We start from the raw sequence: 19,992 nt of genomic DNA, 5'->3' as shown, positions 1-19,992 counted from the left end.
GCGGGTCCGCCGCCCCTCTTTACTTCACCGTGCTCCCGATCGTGAAGTCCCGCGCCAGCGGCGCCGTGCTTTGCGGGCCGAACCACTTGTCGTAGATCTTCGCGGCCACGCCGCTCTTCTCCAGGTCCAGCAGGATCTGGTCGATGGTCGCCGTCAGGCGTTCCTCGCCCTTCGGGATGCCCACGCCCATGTATTCCCGCGTCAGCGTGAATGGCGAGATCTCGAACTGATCCTTGTTCGGCAGCGTGGCCAGCAGCGCGCCGAGCTTGGCACCGTCCTGCGCAAACGCCTGGATGGCGCCACTGCGCAGCGCACCGAGCGCCAGCGGGGAGTCGTCATAGGCAATCACGCGCGCCTCCGGATACTTCTGGCGCAGCGTGGTTTCCTGCGTCGTTCCCTTGTCCACGCCCAGGCGCCAGGTCTTGAGGTCGTCCGGCTGGCGCAATGCCCCCTTTTTGGCGATCAGCTGCAGGCCGCTGGCGAAGTACGGCGTGGAGAACGCGATCTGCTGCCGGCGCTCGTCGGTGATCGTGAAGTTGGCCGCGACGATATCCACCTTCTGCGAGGCCAGCAGCGGAATACGGTTGGCCGGGTTGGTCGCGCGGAATTCCACCTTCACGCCCAGGCGCCTGGCGATCTCGTTGGCATAGTCGACGTCGAGCCCGACCGGCGCACTGGTCTTGGCATCGACAAAGCCGAACGGCGGGTTGGCGTCGAACACGCCCACGCGTAGCACACCGGCGCGCTTGATGTCGTCCAGCCGGTCGGCGTGGGCGGGCGCGGAAAATGTGACTAACGCGACCAAAGTGGCGACCACGGGCAGCGCGGCGCGCAGCAGATGCGTACGGAAGTGCATGGTAGTTATCGTGTGAGTCAGAATGGTGCAGACGATAGCGACCCGGCGACGCCGCAGGAACGAATGGTTTCGCAGAACGATATGCTCCGCGTTTGCGCTGACGCGACAGACGGTGCGCAAATCCGTGCCAGAATGGCCGCTTGTCCACAAACGGAACGGAGCTCCGGGGATGTATCGCGGCGAACGGTTCAACGGCTACAGCCACCTCGCGGGGGCGATCCTCGCTGCCGCCGGCATGGCGGTGCTGGTCACGTCATCCGCCCTCAACCACGATGCCTGGAAGGTGGTGAGTTCGGCGGTCTACGGCACCACGCTGGTCCTGCTCTATACGATTTCCACCGTCTATCACAGCGTGCGCGGCCCGGCGAAGGACATCTTCCGCCGACTGGACTATTGCGCGATCTACCTGCTGATCGCCGGCAGCTATACGCCCTTCGCGCTCGTCACATTGCGCGGCCCCTGGGGCTGGACGCTGTTCGGCGTGAACTGGGGCCTGGCGGTCATCGGCATCGTCCAGGAACTGTGGATTGGGCATCGCACACGCATCCTGTCGCTCGCGATCTACGTGATCATGGGCTGGCTGGTGCTGATCGCGTTCGGCCCGCTGGCCGCCGCGCTGCCGCGCGCGGGCTTGTACTGGCTGGTCGCAGGCGGCGCCACCTACACCGCCGGCATCGGCTTCTTCCTGTTCGACGAAAAGGTGCGCCACTTCCACGGCATCTGGCACCTGTTCGTATTGGCGGGCAGCATCTGCCAGTTCGTCAGCATCCTTTATTACGTTAGCTAATCGATGTCGGTTGCGCGGCGCTAGGCCGGGCGACCCAGGCTGACGCTACACCTCCGTCACGGCCGCCGCCGAGTCCGGCGCGGCCACTTCCGACACCACTCCCTCTTCCAGCATCGCCGCGATCTCGGCTGGCTCGTAGCCACATTCGGCCAGCAGCGCCCGCGTGTGCTCGCCCAGCCGGGGTGACGCGCTGTGGTATCGCGCCGGCGTCTCCGACAAATGGATCGGCAAGCCGAGCGTACGGATTGGCCCCGCCTCCGCGTGTTGCTGGCGCACCACCATGCCGCGCGCCAGCGTTTGCGGATGACTCAGCGCCTCCCCAATCGAATGCACCGGCCCGGCCGGTACGCCGGCCTCGTCGAATGCCGCCAGCCACTCGGCCGAGGGCCGCGTCATGAGGATTTCGGCCATCGCCGGCAGCAAGGTATCGCGATGGCGCATGCGGTCCGCATTGAGCCGGTAGCGCGGGTCCTCCACCCATTCGGGTTGGCCCAGCACCTGCGCGATGCGCGTCCAGTTCTTCTCGTTGGCGCCGCCGACGATGATGTGCCCGTCCTGCGTCGGAAAGGCCTGGTACGGCGTGGCGAGCACGTGCGCGGACCCGCTCGGGCCCGGCGATTCCCCGGTGGCAAAGTGGATGGCCGCGTGCCAGTACAACTGCTGCAACCCGGCTTCGATCAGCGACGTCTCCACGACTTGTCCGCGTCCGGTCTTCTGCCGATGCTGATACGCCGCCAGAATGCCGAACGCCGCGAGAATCCCGGCGTTGATGTCGGCAATCGAGTTCCCGGTGCGCAGCGGCGGCCCGCCTTCCTCGCCTGTGATGCTCATCAGGCCGGTGTAGCCCTGCGCGATCAGGTCGAAGCCGCCCTTGTCCGCGTACGGCCCGGTGCGGCCATACCCCGAGATCGCGCAGTAGATCAGTCCGGGGTTTTCGCGAGAGAGCGTGTCGTAGCCCAGGCCGAGCTTTTCCAGCGTGCCCTTGCGGAAGTTCTCGATGACGACGTCCGCATTGCGGACCATGCGCAGGAAGACCTCGCGGCCTTCCGGGCGCTTGAGATCCAGCGCGATGCCGCGCTTGTTGCGGTTGAGCATCAGGAACGGCGCCGAGACGCCGTTGATCGTGGGTTCGCGATAGCCGCGCGCATCGTCGCCGCCATCGATCTTCTCGATCTTGATGACGTCGGCGCCAAGGTCGGCCAGCATCATCCCGCAGGTCGGGCCGGCCATGATCTGGGCGAGTTCCAGCACGCGCAGGCCGGCCAGTGCGCCGGCCTGCGGGTCGGGGGAATCGGACATCGGCATGCTCCTTGGCAGCGGGCCGCCCTAGCGGCCCGAGAACGCCGGCGTTTCCTTGGCCAGGAAGGCCCGATAGCCGGTGCGGAAATCCTCGGTGTCAAAGCAGTCGAACGCCGCGTCGATATCGGCGGGCGCGAGCGGCTTGCCCTCCGCCAGCTGCCGCGCAAAGCGCTTGTGCCAGCGCGCCACCAGCGGCGCGCCCGAGGCGATCCGCGCCGCCGTGGCGAGCGCTTCGTCAGCGACCTTGTCATCGGGCACCACACGCGATACGAGGCCCATCGCGTACGCCTCCGCCGCGCCGACGATGCGCCCTTCGAACAGCAATTCCAGCGTGCGCGAGGTGCCGATCAGGCGGATCAGCGGGGCCATTTCGGCATGGGCCATGACCAGGCCCAGGTTCTTGATCGGCGCGCCGAAGCGGCTGCTCTCGCCACAGATGCGGATGTCCGCCATCGCCGCCACTTCGAGTCCGCCCCCCACGCAGATCCCGTGGATCTGCGCCACCACCGGATGCGGGCAATCCAGCATCGCCTGCGCGGTGGCGTGCATCACGGCGCCGTAGGCCACGGCCTGTGGCTTGTTGGCGCGCGTGGTGGCGAATTCGCCGATGTCGTTGCCCGGCGAGAACGCCCGCTCCCCGGCGCCGCGCACGACGATGCAGCGCACGGACAGATCGGCGGACAGCGCGCGGAACGCCTCGCCAAGCTGGCGCCACATGTCCAGCGTGAACGCGTTGAGCTTGGCCGGCCGGTTCAGCACGAGGGTGACGATGGCGTCATCGCGCGTGACCAGCAGCGTCTGGTCCTGGGCGGCTTCGCTCATTCCGCGCCCCCCGGCTGTGCCGACACCACCTTGCGGCGCCTTGTCTTTTCCACCAGCCCGCCGATCAGCGGCCACACCAGCACCACGACGGCCAGCGCCATGATCGTGCCCACCAGGCCGTTGGACCAGAACACATCCATCTGCCCCTGCGACATCAACATGGTCTGCCGGAACGCATCCTCGGCGCGGTCCCCGAGCACCAGCGCCAGCACCAGTGGCGCGAGCGGATAGTCGAGCTTCTTCAGCACGTAGCCGATCACGCCGAAGATCAACATCAGCCAGACGTCGAACATGGCGTTGTGCACGGTGAACGCGCCGATGGCGCAGACCACCAGGATCAGCGGCGCGATGATCGCAAAGGGAATGCGCAGGATCGCGGCGAACAGCGGTACGGTGGACAGCACCACGATCAACCCGGCGAGGTTGCCGAGGTACATGCTCGCAATCAGGCCCCAGACGAACGTCTTCTGTTCGGCAAACAACAGCGGCCCCGGCTGCAGGCCCCAGATCATCAGGCCGCCCAGCAGCACGGCGGCGGTGGCGGAGCCGGGGATGCCCAATGCCAGCATCGGCAGCAATGCGCTGGTGCCGGCCGCGTGTGCGGCGCATTCGGGAGCGATCACGCCCTCGACGTTGCCACGGCCGAACGATTCGCGATTGCGCGAGAAGCGCTTGGCCACGCCGTAGCCCATGAACGACGCCGCCGTGGCGCCACCCGGCGTGACGCCGAGCCAGCAGCCGATCACCGATGAGCGGATCAGCGTCATCCAGTAACGTGGCAGTTCCGCCCACGTCTTGAGCACGACCTTGAGGTCGATGTTGGCGCGCTTGCCGCGAAAGGCGATGCCCTCCTCCATCGTCATCAGGATTTCGCTGATGCCGAACAGGCCGATCACGACCACCAGGAAATCAAAGCCGCGAAGCAGCTCCGTCGACCCGAACGTCATGCGCAAGGTGCCCGACACGGTGTCCATGCCGACGGCGGCCAGCGCAAAGCCGATGCACATCGCAATCACGATCTTTGGCTTGGCTTCCTTGCCCATGCCGATGAAGCTGCAGAACGTGAGGAAGTAGACGGCAAAGAATTCCGGCGGCCCGAAGCGCAGCGCAAACTTGGCCACCAGCGGCGCCAGGAAGGTGATCAGCAGCACACCCGCCAGCGCGCCGAGGAACGATCCCGTGAAGGCGGAGGTCAGCGCGCGGCCGGCCTCGCCCTGCTGGGCCATCGGATAGCCGTCGAACGTGGTGGCCACCGACCATGCCTCGCCCGGAATATTGAACAGGATCGACGTGATCGCGCCGCCAAACAATGCGCCCCAGTAGATGCAGGAGAGCATGATGATGGCCGAGGTCGGTTCCATCGAGAACGTCAGCGGCAGCAGGATCGCCACGCCGTTGGGCCCGCCCAGGCCGGGCAGCACGCCCACCACGATGCCCAGCAGGATGCCGACCAGCATCAGCCCGACGTTGTGCCACGACATCGCCACCGCGAAGCCGCCCATCAATGCATTGAGTTCTTCCATCCCTGTCTCCTCAGAACCCGAACGCCGCTTCCAGCGGCCCCTTGGGCAGCGGTACGCGGAACTGCATTTCGAAGATCCAGAACAGCACCGCGTTGATCGCCACGGCGGTCAGCATCGCGCGCCACCACGCAAATTTGCCGATGGCCAGCATGAAGCCCGCGATAAAGATGGCGGACGCCACGTAGATGCCGAGGAAGGCGATGATCGCCACGTAGACGCTCAGCGGCACAAGGATGACGGCCACCTGGCGCAGCTGCGGCCAGGTGACGAAGGTGTCCTGCGAGTTGGTGCGCCATGCCTGCCACAACACGGCCAGGCAGGCCACGAAGATGATGGCGCCGATGCGCAGCGGGAAATAGCCGGCCTGCGGGCCGTCCGGCGCCCAGCCGGCGCCGATCTGGTAGTTGCTGACCATTACGACCACCGCGCCGGCGGCAATCAGCAGCGCGACGGCGATCTCCGCCGTACGCACCGTGATCGCCGCCGGCGCGGCAGGCTCCTGCGTGTGTTCACTCATGGGTGTCTCCTGCGACGAAGCCCTCTCCCGCAAGCAGGGAGAGGGCGAGTCAATCATCGGGCTGCGACGAAACCGGCCTCTTTGATGATGTCCTTGTGGCGGTTTTCATCCGCCGTCAGGAAATCGGTCAGCTTCTGGCCCGTCAGGAAGTCGTTCTTGAGCGCATTCTTTTCCAGGTATTCCTTCCACTCCGGCGTGGCCACCACCTTCTGCATCAGGTCCACATAGAACTTCTGCTGGTCCGGCGTCACGCCGCCCGGCAGCATGAAGACCCGCAGCATCTGGTATTGCACGTCCAGGCCCACTTCCTTGCAGGTCGGAATGTCACCCCAGCTCTGCGTGGCCGTGATCTTGGCCGCGTAGTGCATCCGTTCCGGCGCGAACACGCACAGCGCACGGTGTTCGCCGGCACGCCATTGGCCGATGGATTCGGACGGGTTGTTGACGTTGGAGTCGATGTGCTTGCCGGAGAGCTGCGTCGCGGCTTCGCCGCCGCCCTTGTAGGGGATGTAGATGAAGCGCACGCCGGCCTTGCGTTCCACCTGCGCGGTGATGATCTGGTCCTCGCGCTTGGAGCTGGTGCCACCCATCTTGAACTTGGACGGCGTCTTCTTCACCTCGGCAAGGTAGTCGGTCGGGGTCTTGTAGGGCGACTCGGCGTTGGTCCACAGCACGAACTCATCCTGCGCCACCATCGCCACCGGCGTCAGGTCGCGCCAGTTGAACGGCAGCTGGCTGACCATCGGCACGGTGTAGAGCGCGGACGACGTCACCAGCAGCTTGTGGGGATCGCCCTTCGACGCCTTGGTGTCCATCAGGCCTTCCGCGCCGCTGGCGCCGGCCTTGTTGACGACGATGACCGGCTGGTTCATCAGCTTGTGCTTGGCGATGATGCCCTGGATGGAGCGCGCCATCTGGTCCGAGGCGCCTCCGGCGCTGAACGGCACGACGACCTCGACCGGCTTGGTGGGCTCCCAGGCGAACGCCGGGGCGGCAAAGGCAACACTGAGTAGCGATGCACACGCCAGGGCGCGTGCGGTGTAACGCAACGTCATGATTTGTCTCCTTTGATGGCGGCCGTGCGCTCTGGGGCGCATCGGCCTTTTTTATCGAGCCGCCTCGACGGACGACCCCTGTTTGCTACCTGGTTCCTTCTGTCTCCTGCATGCCTTCGTCAGGCCGCGCGCAATGCCGGTTGCGCGGCGGCTGCACGCAGGCTGTTCATCGCCGCCAGCACGCCGCCCGCGTGATGCGGCACGCCCGCCAGCGCCAGGCCCATCTCCACGCCTGCCAGCGTGCCCATCAGCGTGAGGTCGTTGAAATCGCCAAGATGGCCGATGCGGAAAACCTTGCCCGACAACTTCGACAAGCCCTGCCCCAGCGACATGTTGAAGTTCTCCAGCACCACCTTGCGCAGGGCGTCGGCACTGTGGCCATCCGGCATGACCACGGCGGTCAGCGCCGGACTGTATTCGGCGGGGTTCTGGCACAGGACTTCCAGGCCCCACGCGTTGACGCAGGCGCGCGTGGCCTCGGCATGGCGGCGATGGCGGGCGAACACGTTCTGCAGGCCCTCTTCCAGCAGCATGTCGCAGGCTTCGGACAGGCCGTAGAGCAGGTTGGTGGCTGGCGTGTAGGGCCAGAAGCCGTTCTTGTTCGCCTCGATGATTTCTTCCCAGCCCCAGAACGCCCGCGGCAGCTTCGCCTTTGCCGACGCAGCGACGGCCTTCGCGCTGACCGCATTGAACGACAGCCCCGGCGGCAACATCAGCCCCTTCTGCGAGCCCGACACGGTGACGTCCACGCCCCACTCATCGTGGCGGTAGTCGACGGAACCGAGCGAGGAGATGGTGTCGACCAGCAGCAGCGCCGGATGCCCTGCCGCATCGATCGCGCGACGCACGGCAGCAATGTCGGACGTCACGCCCGTGGAGGTCTCGTTGTGGACTACGCAGACCGCGCGGATCTCGTGGTTGCGATCCTCCGCCAGCCGGGCGCCGATGGCGGCGGCATCCACGCCGTGACGCCAGTCGCCGACCAGGAATTCGGGATTCAGGCCGAGCTTGTCGGCCATCTTCTTCCAGAGGGAGGCGAAGTGGCCGGTCTCGAACATCAGCACGCGGTCGCCCGGCGACAGCGTGTTGACCAGCGCGGCCTCCCACGCGCCGGTGCCGGACGCGGGATAGATCACCACGGGCTGCGCGGTCTGGAAGATTTTGCGGATATCGGCCAGTACCTTCTTGCCCAGTTGCTGGAATTCGGGGCCCCGGTGGTCGATGGTCGGATAGTCCATCGCGCGAAGCACCCGGTCGGGCACGTTGGTCGGCCCCGGGATCTGCAGGAAGTGCCGGCCGCTGGGATGGGAGTTCAGTCGGATCATGTCGCCTCGTGTCCTTCGGTTTGAATTTTGTATTCAAAAAACGGAGATGCACTGCGGGTCCGGCATGCGGGATAATGTGGGGCGGCGCAAGCACCGTCCGTTCCGCAAAAAAGCCTTATGAATCAATGAAACCAAGGCTTTTCAGCCGATCATCGCGCTGATCCGGGCATGGCCAGTGGCACCGGAATGCAGTTCGTGCTTGCACCAGATTATGTTTTGAATACAATACTGTCAAGCCACACGATCCCTGATGAGCACAAATCCAACCTCCCCCTCCCAGGCCGTTGACCGCCAGATCCTGCATGTGGCGGTTGCCCAGCGTCTGCGCACGATGATCATGGAAGGCGATCTGGCGCCGGGCACGCGGCTCAATGAGCGAGTGCTGTGCGACCTGCTGCAGGTCTCGCGCACGCCGCTGCGGGAAGCGTTCAAGGTGCTGGCCGCCGACGGGCTGGTGACGCTGCTGCCCAACCGTGGCGCCGAGGTGGTGGTGTTGTCGCAGGAATCCATCAACCACCTGTTCGAGATGATGGGCGCGCTGGAAGCGATGTCCGGCGAACTGGCGTGCCAGCGGATCACCGACGCGGAACTCAACGAGATCCGCGCGCTGCACTTCGAAATGCTGGCGTGCCACGCCCGGCGCGACCTGCCCAACTACTACGCGCTCAACCGGCGGATTCACGACGCGATCAACGCGGCGGCCCGCAATCCGATCCTCGAGGAGACCTATCGCCGAATCAATCTGCGCATTCAGGCGCTGCGCTTCCGCTCCAACTTCGACCACGACAAATGGGACCTGGCGGTGCGCGAGCACGGCGCCATGCTCGATGCCCTGGCGAATCGCGACGGCGCCGCGCTGCGTGACATCCTGCGCGCGCACCTGCAGCACAAGCACGATGCACTGATCGCCGAACTAGAACGCGCACAGGACGCCGCCGCCTGACACGGGCTTGCGCGCCGCGGCTGCCCGCGGCGTGTGACTCCGGCCTAGGCGTCGTCCCCAGTGCATGCAACCGGAGACCCCACGCCCATGGCCCTGCCCACCACCCCCACGCCACCCGGCGTGCAGCCGCTGCGCTTCATGCCCGGCGCCGCCGCCGCGCCGGCCCTGCAGTCGCCGCTGTATCGCCGCCTGGCCGCCGAATTGCGCGGCGACGTCCTGTTCGATGCCGCGAGCCGCGGCCGCTATGCCACCGATGCGTCGATCTACCAGATCATGCCGATTGGCGTGGTGGTGCCGCGCGACGAAGCCGACGCGCGACTGGCCCTCGACATCGCCCGCGACTTCAAGGCGCCGCTGCTGCCGCGCGGCGGCGGCACCAGCCAGTGCGGCCAGACCGTGGGCGAGGCGCTGGTCATCGACAACAGCAAGTTCCTGAACCAGGTGATCGACTTCGATCCCGAGGCGCGCACGGTCACCGTGCAGCCCGGCATCGTGCTCGACCACCTGAACGCGTGGCTCAAGCCGCACGGCCTGTGGTTTCCGGTGGACGTATCGACGGCCGCGCAATGCACCATCGGCGGCATGACTGGCAACAACTCGTGCGGATCGCGATCGATCCAGTACGGCAACATGGTGCACAACGTACTGGGCGTCGATGCCATCCTGGCCGGCGGCGAGGATGTGCGATTCGATGCCGGGTGGCCCGCCGATGGCGCCCCGCATCGCGCCATCGCCGACGGCGTGCGCCGCATCGCCGAACGCGAGCGTGACGCCATCGCGCAGATGTACCCCAGGGTGCTGCGCCGCGTGGGCGGCTATAACCTCGATATCTTCCATCCGCAGAGCGAGCGGCCATACACCGCCGACGGCGGCGTCAATCTGGCGCACCTGCTGGTCGGCTCCGAAGGCACGCTGGCCTACTTCCGGCACATCACGCTGCAACTGGCGCCGCTGCCGACGCACAAGACGCTGGGTGTGGTGAATTTCCCGACGTTCTACCAGTCGATGGACCTGACGCGCCATATCGTCGGCCTGCAGCCGTCGGCGGTGGAACTGGTGGATCGGACGATGATCGACCTCGCGCGCAACAATCCCGCGTTCCGGCCGGTGATCGACCGCGCGCTGGTCGGCGAGCCCGAGGCCATCCTGCTGGTGGAATTCGCAGGCGAAGACCGCGATGCCACGCTGCGCGGCCTGGCGCGGCTGGTCGAGCTGATGGCCGATCTCGGCCTGCCCGGGTCCGTGGTGGAAATGCCCGATGCCGGCCCGCAGAAGGCGCTGTGGGAAGTCCGCAAGGCCGGGCTGAACATCATGATGAGCATGAAGGGCGACGGCAAGCCGGTGTCCTTCATCGAAGACTGCGCCGTGCCGCTGGAACACCTGGCGGAGTACACCTCGCGGCTGACCGAGGTCTTCCACAAGCACGGCACGCGCGGCACGTGGTACGCGCACGCCAGCGTCGGCACGCTGCACGTGCGGCCGATCCTCGACATGCGCCGCGACGGCGCGGCCAAGATGCGCGCGATTGCGGAAGAGGCCGCCGCGATGGTCCGCGAATACAAGGGCGCCTATTCCGGCGAGCACGGCGACGGCCTGTGCCGCGGCGAATGGGTGGCCTGGCAGTTCGGCCCCGCGCTGAACCGCGCGTTCGAAGAGGTCAAGGCGCTGTTCGACCCGGAAAACCGCTGCAATCCCGGCAAGATCGTGCGCACGCCGAAGATGGACGACACGTCGTTGTTCCGCTTTCCGCCGGGCTATACGGTCGCGCCGGTCGAGCCTGCGCTGGACTGGTCGGCATGGAACGTGACGCGCGATCCGGTCACGGAAGCGGAGAGCGCGCCGGGCACCGGGCTCGACCCCGCGCGCGGCCTGGCCGCAGCAGTGGAGATGTGCAACAACAACGGCCACTGCCGCAAGTTCGATGCCGGCACGATGTGCCCGAGCTATCGCGTCACGCGCGATGAACAACACCTGACGCGCGGCCGGGCAAATACGCTGCGGCTGGCGCTGTCGGGCCAGCTCGGCCCGGAGGGCCTGCTCGATCCGGCGGTCAAGGACACCATGGACCTGTGCGTGTCCTGCAAGGGCTGCAAGCGCGACTGCCCCACGGGCGTGGACATGGCCAAGATGAAGATCGAAGTCCGCGCCGCGCACGCCAGGGCGGGCAAGTTACGGGCGCGCGACCGGCTGGTCGCCTTCCTGCCGCGCTATGCGGGCCTTGCCAGCAAGATGCCGTGGCTGTTCAACCTGCGCGACCGCGTGCCGGGGTTGCCGCAGCTGACGGAGCGCTGGCTGGGCCTCTCCGCCAAGCGGTCCCTGCCGCGCTGGCAGCCGGCATTCCTGCGTGACGACTACACGCAACTGCCCACCGGCGGCAAGGAAGTCGTCCTGTTCGTCGACACCTTCAACAACCATATGGAGCCCGCCAATGCCCGCGCCGCGCAGCGCGTGCTGGAAGGCGCCGGCTACACGGTGCATTTGTCGGCGGTGCCGGGAGAACGTCCGCTGTGCTGCGGCCGGACCTTCCTCGCGGCGGGCTTGGTCGACGAGGCGAAAGCGGAGGCAAAGCGTGCGCTCGACGCGCTGCTGCCTTACGTCTCGCGCGGCGTGGCGGTGGTCGGGCTGGAGCCGTCCTGCCTGCTGTCGATGCGCGATGAATTCCTGCAGTACGGCTACGGCGACGCCGCGCGGCTGCTGGCCGGCAATGCCTTGCTGTTCGAGGAATTCCTCGTGCGCGAGCACGCAGCCGGACGCTTCGCACCGACGCTGCAGCCCATCGGCAATGCGCGGGCGCTGTTGCACGGCCATTGCCACCAGAAGGCATTCGACGCCGTGCGCCCCGTGGAACAGGTGCTCGGGTGGATTCCGGGGCTCAAGACCGAACTGATCGAATCATCGTGCTGCGGGATGGCCGGGAGCTTCGGCTACGAGGCGGAGCACCACGAGGCGTCGATGAAGATGGCCGAGCTGTCATTGCTGCCCGCCGTGCGCAACGCCGACGCGCAGACGCTGGTGGTCGCGGACGGAACGAGCTGCCGGCACCAGATCCACGACGGCGCTGGACGCGAAGCACTGCATGTCGCCCGCGTACTGGAGATGGCGATGGCCGGTTAGAGGTTGCTTCAGAAAAAGCCTGGCGTCGTGCGCGGCAAGCTAGTACGGCAAGGCCGCGCAACGACGCCAGCATTATTTTGATAGTGCCTCTCCTCTTACTGCGGCACCAGTTCCACGCGTTCGCGCGCTTCCTTCTCCACGGCCTTGCGCGTATAGACCAGCGGGAAGTACTCCCCCTTGGCCCACAGCGGCGCGAGATCGCGATAGTGCGGACTCGCCGGATTGCCCGACTGGCCCGGTGTGTTCACCACGCGCGAGGCGTCCCAGTTGCCAACGTCCAGCACCATGCGGAACGATGCGCCCGCCGTGAGCTGGAAGTCGCTGTTGCGGTAGCTCGTGTTCATCGGCGTGAACGACGATCCGCCGATCGGCCCCGCGTTCACGTCGTACTGCTGGCGCAGCGCCGGATCGAGGATCGCTTGCAGCGGATGGCTGAACACCGCCGTGTGCAGCTTGCCCCATTGCCACGTCTTCGGGTCGGCGCCCAGCTTCTTCTCGATCTCGACCATCGCGGACTTCAGCGTGCCCATCATGATGTCGTTGCGCTTCTCCACCGCCATCCAGGTGTCCGGGCGCTCCAGCACCGCGATCACGCGACTGGCATCGGCGGCGCCCACCAGCCGCGCGCCCTCCTGCGACAACGCGGCACGCACGACTGCCGTACGCAAATACTTGCTGAACCAGACCTCGTACAACGCCGCCGCGGCGCTGTCGGCGCGCTCGTTGCCATCCCAGTTGCGCAACAGGTCCAGGCCGCGCTGCACCTGGGCGTCGCTGCTGTTGAGCGGCTTGACGAGTGCCACCACGCGCTGCGCGGGCAGCGACACGGTGTCGTTCTGCCACGCCATCGAGTCTTCGAGCGAACTGCGGGGATTCGCCCCGACCAGCGCCTTCAGCCGGCGCGCGCGTGCGCTGTCGCTCCATTCATAGCCCACGCCGATCTTCGCGGCCGGGTGGTTGGCGGGGATGTTGTTCTCGTTGGCGGTCACCACGTAGCCGGGCGCCGGATTGAAGGCCCACGGCAACTCGTCCATGTTGCGATACCCGGCCCACTCATAGCGGCCGTCTCCGGGCACCGGCGTCAGACCGTCCCAGTTCGGACGGTTGACGGTCAACCCGCCGGGAATCCAGCCGATGTTGCCGAAGCGGTCCGCATACACCTGGTTCTCGCCCGGCGCGCCCCAGCGGTTCATCGCCGCGCGGAACTGGTCCCAGTTCTGGGCGCGCATATAGTCCATCGAACCGAAGTACGGCGCCATGCCGTAGTCCAGCCACGCCGCCCGCAGCGACCATGAGCGGTTGCTCTTGGGGTCCGCGTAGAGCACAGGACCGTGGCGCGTGAAATCGATGGTGACCTTGCGCGGCGTGGCTTCGCCACGTACCGCAATCTGCTCGGTGATGGTCTCCATCGGCTCCCAGCGGCCCTTGTACTTGTACTCGTGGGGCTGCGCGGGGTTGGTCTCGTAGACGTACAGATCCTCCTGGTCCATGTAGAACCGCGTCAGGCCAAACGCGACGGTGCCGTTGTGGCCGATCGAGATACCGGGCAGGAACGGCTCGCCCGCGCCGATCACCGACAGCCCCGGTGCATTCAGGTGGCTGATATAGCGCAGGCTCGGCGCGCCATGTGCGCGGTGCGGATCGTTGGCGAGGATCGGGCGCCCGGTGGTCGTGCGGCTGCCGGCAATCACCCAGTTGTTCGAGCCGAGGCTGCGCGCGGTGTCGCTCGACGCGTCCACGGTCGCATAGAGCTGCTCCACAGGGATATTGTCTGCCTTGGCCCCGGTGGTGGGGCTCCACCATTCCTTCGGGAATCGCGGCGCCGCCGTGGCCAGGTCATACGCGCGCCGCAGTTCGGCAGCCGGGATCGCGCAGGGGTCGAGCCCTTCCGGGAGCTTGGGCTCCACCGGCGGATCGAGTTCGCGCCGCACCCAGTCGGCGCGCACCGCATTCGGCTTGACGTAGCAGTAGATCTGCGCGCGATCGATCTCGCCCGTGAAGTTCAGCGTCAGGCCATGATGGCGGATGCGGACGATGTCCTCCGCGCGCCAGCGTGCGGGCTTGTAGTTGAGCACCTTGAACTCCGGCGGCAGCAGTTCCGGGTGTGCCTCGGTCTGCGCCACGTAGGCATTCACGCCCGCGACAAACGCTTCCGCCACACGCTTGGCGTCAGACCCGTAGGCCAGCCATTCTCGATACATGTCCCCCCGGAACAGCACCGCGCGTGCCATGCGGTCTCCGTCCACATAGGCGGCGCCGAAGTCCTTGGCCATCTCGCCCAGGCCGCGCTTGCGCCAGAGATCGATTTGCCAGAGCCGGTCGCGTGCGGCCATGAAGCCCTGCGCATAGAAGGCGTCATAGAGCGTGCCGGCGTAGATATGTGGCACGCCCCAGCGATCGACCAGGATACTCGCCGGCTTTTCCAATCCGGGCACCGTGAAGCGGTCCGGTCCGGCGGCGATGGCGGAGGTGGTGGCGGCAGCCGTGGCGAGCCATGCCAATGCGGCGGCTGTGCGCCGCAGGCGAGGGGGCGTGGGGAACATCAGGTCTACTCCTCGGGAGGCTGGGCACGTACCTGTCAGCGCCAGCAGAGCTGTGAGGATAGCGGAATGTGATGGCGGCGGCGATCATGCGCCGCCGCAAAGACGCGCGGGTGTGGCGTGGCAGCAGCGGGAAGACGGTGGGACGGCGAAGGCTCGGCGGAGACTGGGCGGAGAATCGACGACGAATCGGCGGAGGATTGGCGGAGGCTTGGCGGAGGCTCGATGAAGCCTCGACGGCGGATAGACGGCGAGTCGGAAGCGGCTAGTACACGTCGCGCCGGTAGTGTCCGGTCTCGGTCATCTGCTGCAACCGCGCCTCCCCGAGGATGCCGGCCAGCGCCGCGTGGACGCCTCCGGCCATGCCTTGCAAGCTGCCGCAGACGTAGATGGCGGCACCGTCCTCCACCCATTCGCGCAGGCTCGCTGCCTGCGCCACGACGGCGTCCTGCACATAGTGCGGCGTGCCACCGTCGCGCGACCAGGCGCGGTCGATCCGTTGCAGCACGCCCTGTTCACACCACGCCGCCAGCTCCGCGCCGTGGAAGTCGTCATGCGCGGCGGAGCGCTCGCCGAACAACAGCCAGTTGCGATGCTGGCCGGCGGCGGCTCGCGCCTTGATCACGGCGCGCAGGCCGGCAAGGCCCGTGCCGTTGCCAATCAGGATCAGCGGGCGATCGTCGGCAGGCGGATGAAATGCGCGGTTGGCGCGCACCCGCAATGCAAGGTGCCCGCCAACCGGCGCGTGCTCGGTGAGCCAGCCCGATGCCAGTCCGAGCCGTCCATCGTCATGCTGCGTCTGGCGCACCAGGAGCTCCAGGCGACCATCGGCCGGCAACGACGCAATCGAATATTCGCGATGGGGCAGCGCGGGCAGCGCGTCGATCAGTTGTTGCGGCGCCAGTCCGGCCATCGTCGCGAAATGCGCGTCGGGTAGCGGCAGGCGCGTGGCCAGCGCTTGCGCCAACGTCGTCGCGCGGCTGTCGCAGCGGACCGGCGTGGCGCCGTCGAGCGCGAGTCCGTCCAGCAGGCGCGCGACCACCTCGGGGGCATGGCTCGGGCCGACTTCGGCGATATCGCCCGCAGTCCAGTCCAGATCGCTCGCGTCCTCCGGCGTCAGCGCCAGATGATAGGCCGGCGCGCCCTGGCTGCCGGGGTTCAGCCACCGGCGCTCGACCAGTTGCCAGCGGCCGTAGCGCGGCCGCTCCCAGTCGGCGATCTCAGCGCCGCCGCTCAGCGCGGACAGATGGTTCTGCCAGTGGCGCAGCGCGCCCGGGTCGCCGTTATCGACCTCGACCATATCGAACAACGCCTGCGCCTGATGGCGCTGGAGCCAGCCCGACAGCGCATGGCCGAACGCGCAGAAGCGCGCGTAGCTGCTGTCACCGAGCGCCAGGATGCCGTAGCGCAACTGGCGCAGGCCTTCCGGTGCGGCACCGGACATCAGGCGACGCGCAAAGCCCGACGCGCTGTCCGGCGCATCGCCCTCGCCCGTCGTGCTGACCAGGAACAGGGCCTGCCCGCACGCGGCCAGACGCGCCCCGTCCAGTTCGGCAAACGACAGCAACTGCACGGGCAACCCGGCGCCCTGCAGCGCCTTCGCCGTCTGCATGGCAAGCCGCTCGGCAAAGCCGGTCTGGCTGGCATAGGCGATCAATGTCGGGCGGTCCTCGCCGGTGGGCTGATTGGTCAGCGCCGTCCGTGCGGCACGGCGGCGACGATGCTGGCCGATGATTGCCGCACAGAATCCCGCGTAGGCGATCACCACGCCGGCGGCCATCGCCTGACGGCTGCCGGCGAGCAGGGCCAGCATCACGCCAGCCAGGAAAACCAGCCACGGCAGGGCGCGACGCGCGCTCATGAGAGCATCGCGGCAAACGCCGGAGTGGTGATTTCGTCAAACCCGTCCGGCGTGCGCACCAGGAAACGGGCGGCCAGCGCGTGGCGCTGCGCGAAGGCCAGCCCGGCTTGCGGGCCGAGGACGGTCAACGCGGTGGAGAGCGCATCGGCCATCATGCATTCGCGGTGGATCACCGTCACCGACGCCAGCGCGTGCGCGGCGGGATACGCGGTACGGGGATCGATCGTGTGCGCATAGCGGCGGCCGTCCTGCTCGAAGTAGCGACGGTAGTCGCCCGACGTGGCGATCGACAGGCCCAGCAGTGCAATCCGCGTGCGCGGCACGCGTCGTGGATCACTGTCGGCGGCGGGCGATTCGAGGTCCACCCACCACGGCATGCCATCGGGCTTCAGGCCCTGCCCGCGCAGTTCGCCGCCAATCTCGACCAGGTGGTGCACGATGCCGCGCGCATCCAGATAGCGCGATACCGCATCCACCGCGAACCCCTTGGCAATTGCGCAGAAGTCCAGCGACAGGCCACCGGGTTGCCGCACACGGCGGTTGGGGACGTCGATGTCGATACGCTGCCAGCCGCATTGCTGGCGCACGCGCGCCACGTCGTCCGGCGTCGGCGCGGTCTGGCGCGTGCCCGACGGGCCGAAGCCCCACAGGTCCACCAGCGGACCGGCGCTCGGGTCGTAGGCGCCGCCGCTATCGCGCGCGGTCTGCAACGCCGCCTGCAGCACCGCGAAGGCATCCTCGGGGAACGTGACCCACGTATCGGCGGCGGCGCGATTAAAACGGCTCAGGTCCGAGGTATCGGACCAGTTGCTCATCTGCGCGATCACGCTGTCTAGCACCGCGCGAATACCGTCGGCAATACTGGCGTCGCTATGTTCCGGCGCCATCACCGCCGCGACGGACCACGTGGTCCCCATCGTATCGCCCGCCCACTGCCGCACCTGGCCCCGCTCATCGGGCATGGGCGGCGGCGCGGTCAGCGAGACGGGAATGAGGATGCGATCCATCGGTGGGCGGACGTTGCGGGACGATTGCAGCAGGCTTAATGCGGCATTTACTGCGGCAGGACTTCGACCGTCACGGCATACGTCGCGCGACGTGTCTTGGCCTGCTTGATCGACGTCTTGTCGTCGCGCACCTCGGCTTCCATCCAGTACATGCCCGCGGACGGCCACTTGACGCCGAACTTGCCGTCGGCGTCTGTGGTGGCATCGAATTCCTGCAGCTTGTCGCGATAGCGGATGCCGCCCGGCACCACCGACACCTTCAGGTTGCTGGCGGGCTTGCCGTCGAGCAGCAGGCGGAAGCTGGCCGTATCGCCGGCCACGAGGTCATTCGGGTGCGTGATCGGCGCCAGCTCCAGGCCACGGCCGGTGGTGGCCAGCACCTGCTTGCTCGGCTTGCCGGCCGTGACAAACGCCTCCACGCGGCCTGCGGCTTCCGTCACCTGCAGCTCCTGCGCGTTGGCCGGCACGTTCGCCGCGAAGGCATCGGCGGCGCCGCGCCAGCGTTTGGTCTGGCCATTCTCCTTCCAGCTGGCGAATATCCCCTGATTCAGCACGGCAACCCTGTAGGTGCCGGGCTGCGCCAGGTGCAGGTCAAACGTGCTGCGATACTTGCCGGTGGCGGCGTTCTCCGCGCGCACGGCGGCGCCGTCGGGTCCGGTCACGGCCAGTGCGTCCAGACGCATCGGCACGTGCTCGAAGTAGAACAGGTCGTTGGACACCGCGGCGTCCACCGTCACCCACGGGTCGTTGCCGGACAGCACGGTGGCCGACGGCAGCAGCCACTGGCGGTGGGCATGGGCGGCCAGCGGGGCCAGGGCGGCCAGCGCCAGCACCATGGTACGGGCGGCGCGGGTGGCAATTTGTCGGGAGAAGCGGGCAGGCTTGGGCATCGTCAGGCTCCGTGTCACATCGAATCGGTTCAGGGCTTCAGCTCGACGGCAACGCCGCCGAGCTCGTTGTCGCCCCTGGCGCGCGCGGTCTGGATCGCTTTCGGCGGCCACGCAAATGGCACGCGTACGATCTCGCGGCCACCCACTTCACGCGCGGCTTCCACCACGAGCTGGTAGTCACCGGCCGGCAGCTTGCCGAGCGGCACCTTGCCGTCCGCGAACGAGACCACATGCTCGCCCGGCGCGCGCGTGGCACCGGAGATGCCATCGGCCGGCATCTGCATGTCGCGGCCGGCCTTGCGCCACCACTGGCGCATGTCCTTCAGCCACTTGGTGCCTTCGCCATCCTTCAGCTTGCCGTCGTACCAGACGGCGAGCGTCGACACCGGGCTCTGGTCCGCACGCTCGACCCATACCGAGACATATGGACGGTGGTATTCGGCCACGTTCAGGCGGGGAATCTCCACCTTGACGTTCATGTCGGCCGCCATGGCGGGAGCCAGCGGCGCGGCGGCCAGGCCAGTCACGGTGACGGTAAGGAGTCGGCGCATGTCGGAACTACCTCTCTCGGTTGGATTGAAAGGAAAGCGAATCAGTGAATGAACAGGATGGCCAGCAACAGCGGCACGACGAGGCCGGCGCCCACCAGCGGCCATGTGGCGGCGCGGCCCACGGCGTGCAGCTTCAGCAGGAACAGGCCGGTCACGCTGAAGATCAGGCACGCGATGGCAAAGGTGTCGAGAAACAGGCTCCACGCGCGGCCCGTGTTGCGGCCCTTGTGCAGATCATTGAAATACGAGATCCATCCGCGCGACGTGGTCTCGTACTGGACCTCGCCGCTATCCAGCGCCACGCTGACCCAAGCGTCGCCACCGGGGCGTGGCAGTGCCACGTAGATTTCATCGGCGGACCATTCGGCCTCGCGCCCGCCGGCCTCGATGGCGAGCGAGCGGGACAGCCAGTCCGCCAGCGCGGGCGGCACGGTGCCCTTCTGGTTGCCCGAAGACGCCGCAGCCGGCGCGGCGCGCCTGACCGCCGCCAGGACCTCGCGCGGCGCGGTGTCATTGCGCGTGACCACCGTCGGCCTGGCCTCGATCTGGCCCGCATGGTTGAGCGTGAATCCCGTGATGGCGAACAGCAGCATCCCGATCAGGCAGATCGCGGAACTGATCCAGTGCCACTGATGAAGATGCTTGAGCCAGAAGGCACGGCGCTGCTGGCCGGAGGCTGGCGGGATGTCGGTCATGGGGCGAAGAAGAAAGCAGGCGGCGGTCCGGCTGGATCACACCGCAGTCATGCGCAGGACGGTGGCATCACAATCGCACGACAGACCGAAGGATGATAATAGTTCTCATTTTAAACCGCAATGAATGGCAACCTGGCAATCAGGGGATTTCATTACGGTTGATTACGGAGAATAGGGTCGGGCGATCGACCGGGCGGGAGCTGCCCG

16 protein-coding genes are annotated in these 19,992 nt (G+C 67.1%); 3 read left to right on the top strand and 13 right to left on the bottom strand.

All coding sequences use genetic code 11. The features are described 5' to 3' along the window. Window positions 1-19: 19 nt before the first annotated feature. Entirely contained in the window at window positions 20-856 is an 837-nt protein-coding gene (locus BLR29_RS22170; protein WP_092139593.1) for an ABC transporter substrate-binding protein, read from the bottom strand. Between the two features lie 169 nt (window positions 857-1,025). Between BLR29_RS22170 and BLR29_RS22165 the strand changes: the two genes are divergently transcribed. Beyond that, window positions 1,026-1,643, top strand: a complete 618-nt coding sequence (locus BLR29_RS22165) for a PAQR family membrane homeostasis protein TrhA (protein WP_092139591.1) — start codon at window positions 1,026-1,028, stop codon at window positions 1,641-1,643. A gap of 45 nt (window positions 1,644-1,688) precedes the next feature. Here the strand turns inward: BLR29_RS22165 and BLR29_RS22160 are convergent, their stop codons facing one another. From BLR29_RS22160 to BLR29_RS22135, 6 genes are all read right to left on the bottom strand, one after another. Next, entirely contained in the window at window positions 1,689-2,942 is a 1,254-nt protein-coding gene (locus BLR29_RS22160) for a CaiB/BaiF CoA transferase family protein (protein ID WP_092139589.1), read from the bottom strand. A 27-nt stretch (window positions 2,943-2,969) separates the two neighbouring features. Further along, window positions 2,970-3,764, bottom strand: coding sequence for an enoyl-CoA hydratase/isomerase family protein (locus BLR29_RS22155; RefSeq protein ID WP_092139587.1), 795 nt, complete (start codon window positions 3,762-3,764; stop codon window positions 2,970-2,972). Further along, a complete protein-coding gene (locus BLR29_RS22150) occupies window positions 3,761-5,287 on the bottom strand; it encodes a tripartite tricarboxylate transporter permease (RefSeq protein WP_092139585.1) in 1,527 nt (508 codons plus the stop codon). The genes BLR29_RS22155 and BLR29_RS22150 overlap by 4 nt, the downstream gene beginning before the upstream one ends. A 10-nt stretch (window positions 5,288-5,297) precedes the next feature. After that, the gene (locus BLR29_RS22145; protein WP_092139583.1) at window positions 5,298-5,804 is read right to left on the bottom strand and encodes a tripartite tricarboxylate transporter TctB family protein; all 507 of its coding nucleotides are present in this window, start codon (window positions 5,802-5,804) and stop codon (window positions 5,298-5,300) included. A 53-nt stretch (window positions 5,805-5,857) separates the two neighbouring features. After that, entirely contained in the window at window positions 5,858-6,859 is a 1,002-nt protein-coding gene (locus tag BLR29_RS22140) for a Bug family tripartite tricarboxylate transporter substrate binding protein (protein ID WP_092139581.1), read from the bottom strand. A gap of 119 nt (window positions 6,860-6,978) precedes the next feature. Beyond that, window positions 6,979-8,184 carry a pyridoxal-phosphate-dependent aminotransferase family protein gene (locus BLR29_RS22135; RefSeq protein WP_092139579.1) on the bottom strand — a complete coding sequence of 402 codons (1,206 nt, stop codon included), beginning with the start codon at window positions 8,182-8,184 and terminating at the stop codon, window positions 6,979-6,981. Window positions 8,185-8,434: 250 nt separating this feature from the next. Here BLR29_RS22135 and BLR29_RS22130 point away from each other — a divergent pair, with 250 nt between their 5' ends. Together BLR29_RS22130 and BLR29_RS22125 are read left to right on the top strand one after the other, a co-directional pair. Continuing rightward, window positions 8,435-9,127 (top strand): GntR family transcriptional regulator, encoded by a 693-nt coding sequence (locus BLR29_RS22130; RefSeq protein ID WP_092139577.1) that lies wholly within the window; start codon window positions 8,435-8,437, stop codon window positions 9,125-9,127. An 87-nt stretch (window positions 9,128-9,214) separates the two neighbouring features. Beyond that, window positions 9,215-12,241 (top strand): FAD-binding and (Fe-S)-binding domain-containing protein, encoded by a 3,027-nt coding sequence (locus BLR29_RS22125; RefSeq protein WP_092139575.1) that lies wholly within the window; start codon window positions 9,215-9,217, stop codon window positions 12,239-12,241. 95 nt (window positions 12,242-12,336) lie between these two features. Here BLR29_RS22125 and BLR29_RS22120 read toward each other — a convergent pair whose 3' ends face one another. From BLR29_RS22120 to BLR29_RS22095, 6 genes are all read right to left on the bottom strand, one after another. Further along, on the bottom strand, window positions 12,337-14,784 hold the full coding sequence (locus BLR29_RS22120) for a penicillin acylase family protein (RefSeq protein ID WP_092139573.1): 2,448 nt from the start codon (window positions 14,782-14,784) through the stop codon (window positions 12,337-12,339). Window positions 14,785-15,046: 262 nt separating this feature from the next. Continuing rightward, on the bottom strand, window positions 15,047-16,642 hold the full coding sequence (locus BLR29_RS22115) for a flavodoxin domain-containing protein (protein WP_092139571.1): 1,596 nt from the start codon (window positions 16,640-16,642) through the stop codon (window positions 15,047-15,049). After that, entirely contained in the window at window positions 16,639-17,649 is a 1,011-nt protein-coding gene (locus BLR29_RS22110; RefSeq protein ID WP_092139569.1) for an FAD:protein FMN transferase, read from the bottom strand. Before BLR29_RS22110 ends, BLR29_RS22115 begins: the two co-directional genes overlap by 4 nt. 47 nt (window positions 17,650-17,696) lie before the next feature. Further along, on the bottom strand, window positions 17,697-18,539 hold the full coding sequence (locus BLR29_RS22105; protein WP_092139567.1) for a DUF4198 domain-containing protein: 843 nt from the start codon (window positions 18,537-18,539) through the stop codon (window positions 17,697-17,699). 29 nt (window positions 18,540-18,568) lie between these two features. Next, window positions 18,569-19,090: a DUF2271 domain-containing protein gene (locus BLR29_RS22100; RefSeq protein WP_092139565.1), complete on the bottom strand. Its 522-nt coding sequence runs from the start codon at window positions 19,088-19,090 to the stop codon at window positions 18,569-18,571. A 41-nt stretch (window positions 19,091-19,131) separates the two neighbouring features. Then, window positions 19,132-19,785, bottom strand: a complete 654-nt coding sequence (locus tag BLR29_RS22095) for a PepSY-associated TM helix domain-containing protein (protein ID WP_092139563.1) — start codon at window positions 19,783-19,785, stop codon at window positions 19,132-19,134. Window positions 19,786-19,992 lie beyond the last annotated feature (207 nt).

It is taken from the genome of Cupriavidus sp. YR651, from assembly GCF_900101625.1.
Taxonomy (GTDB): domain Bacteria; phylum Pseudomonadota; class Gammaproteobacteria; order Burkholderiales; family Burkholderiaceae; genus Cupriavidus.
The sequence above is the reverse complement of the archived record's forward strand: the minus strand, read 5'-3'. Positions and strand labels throughout refer to the sequence as shown.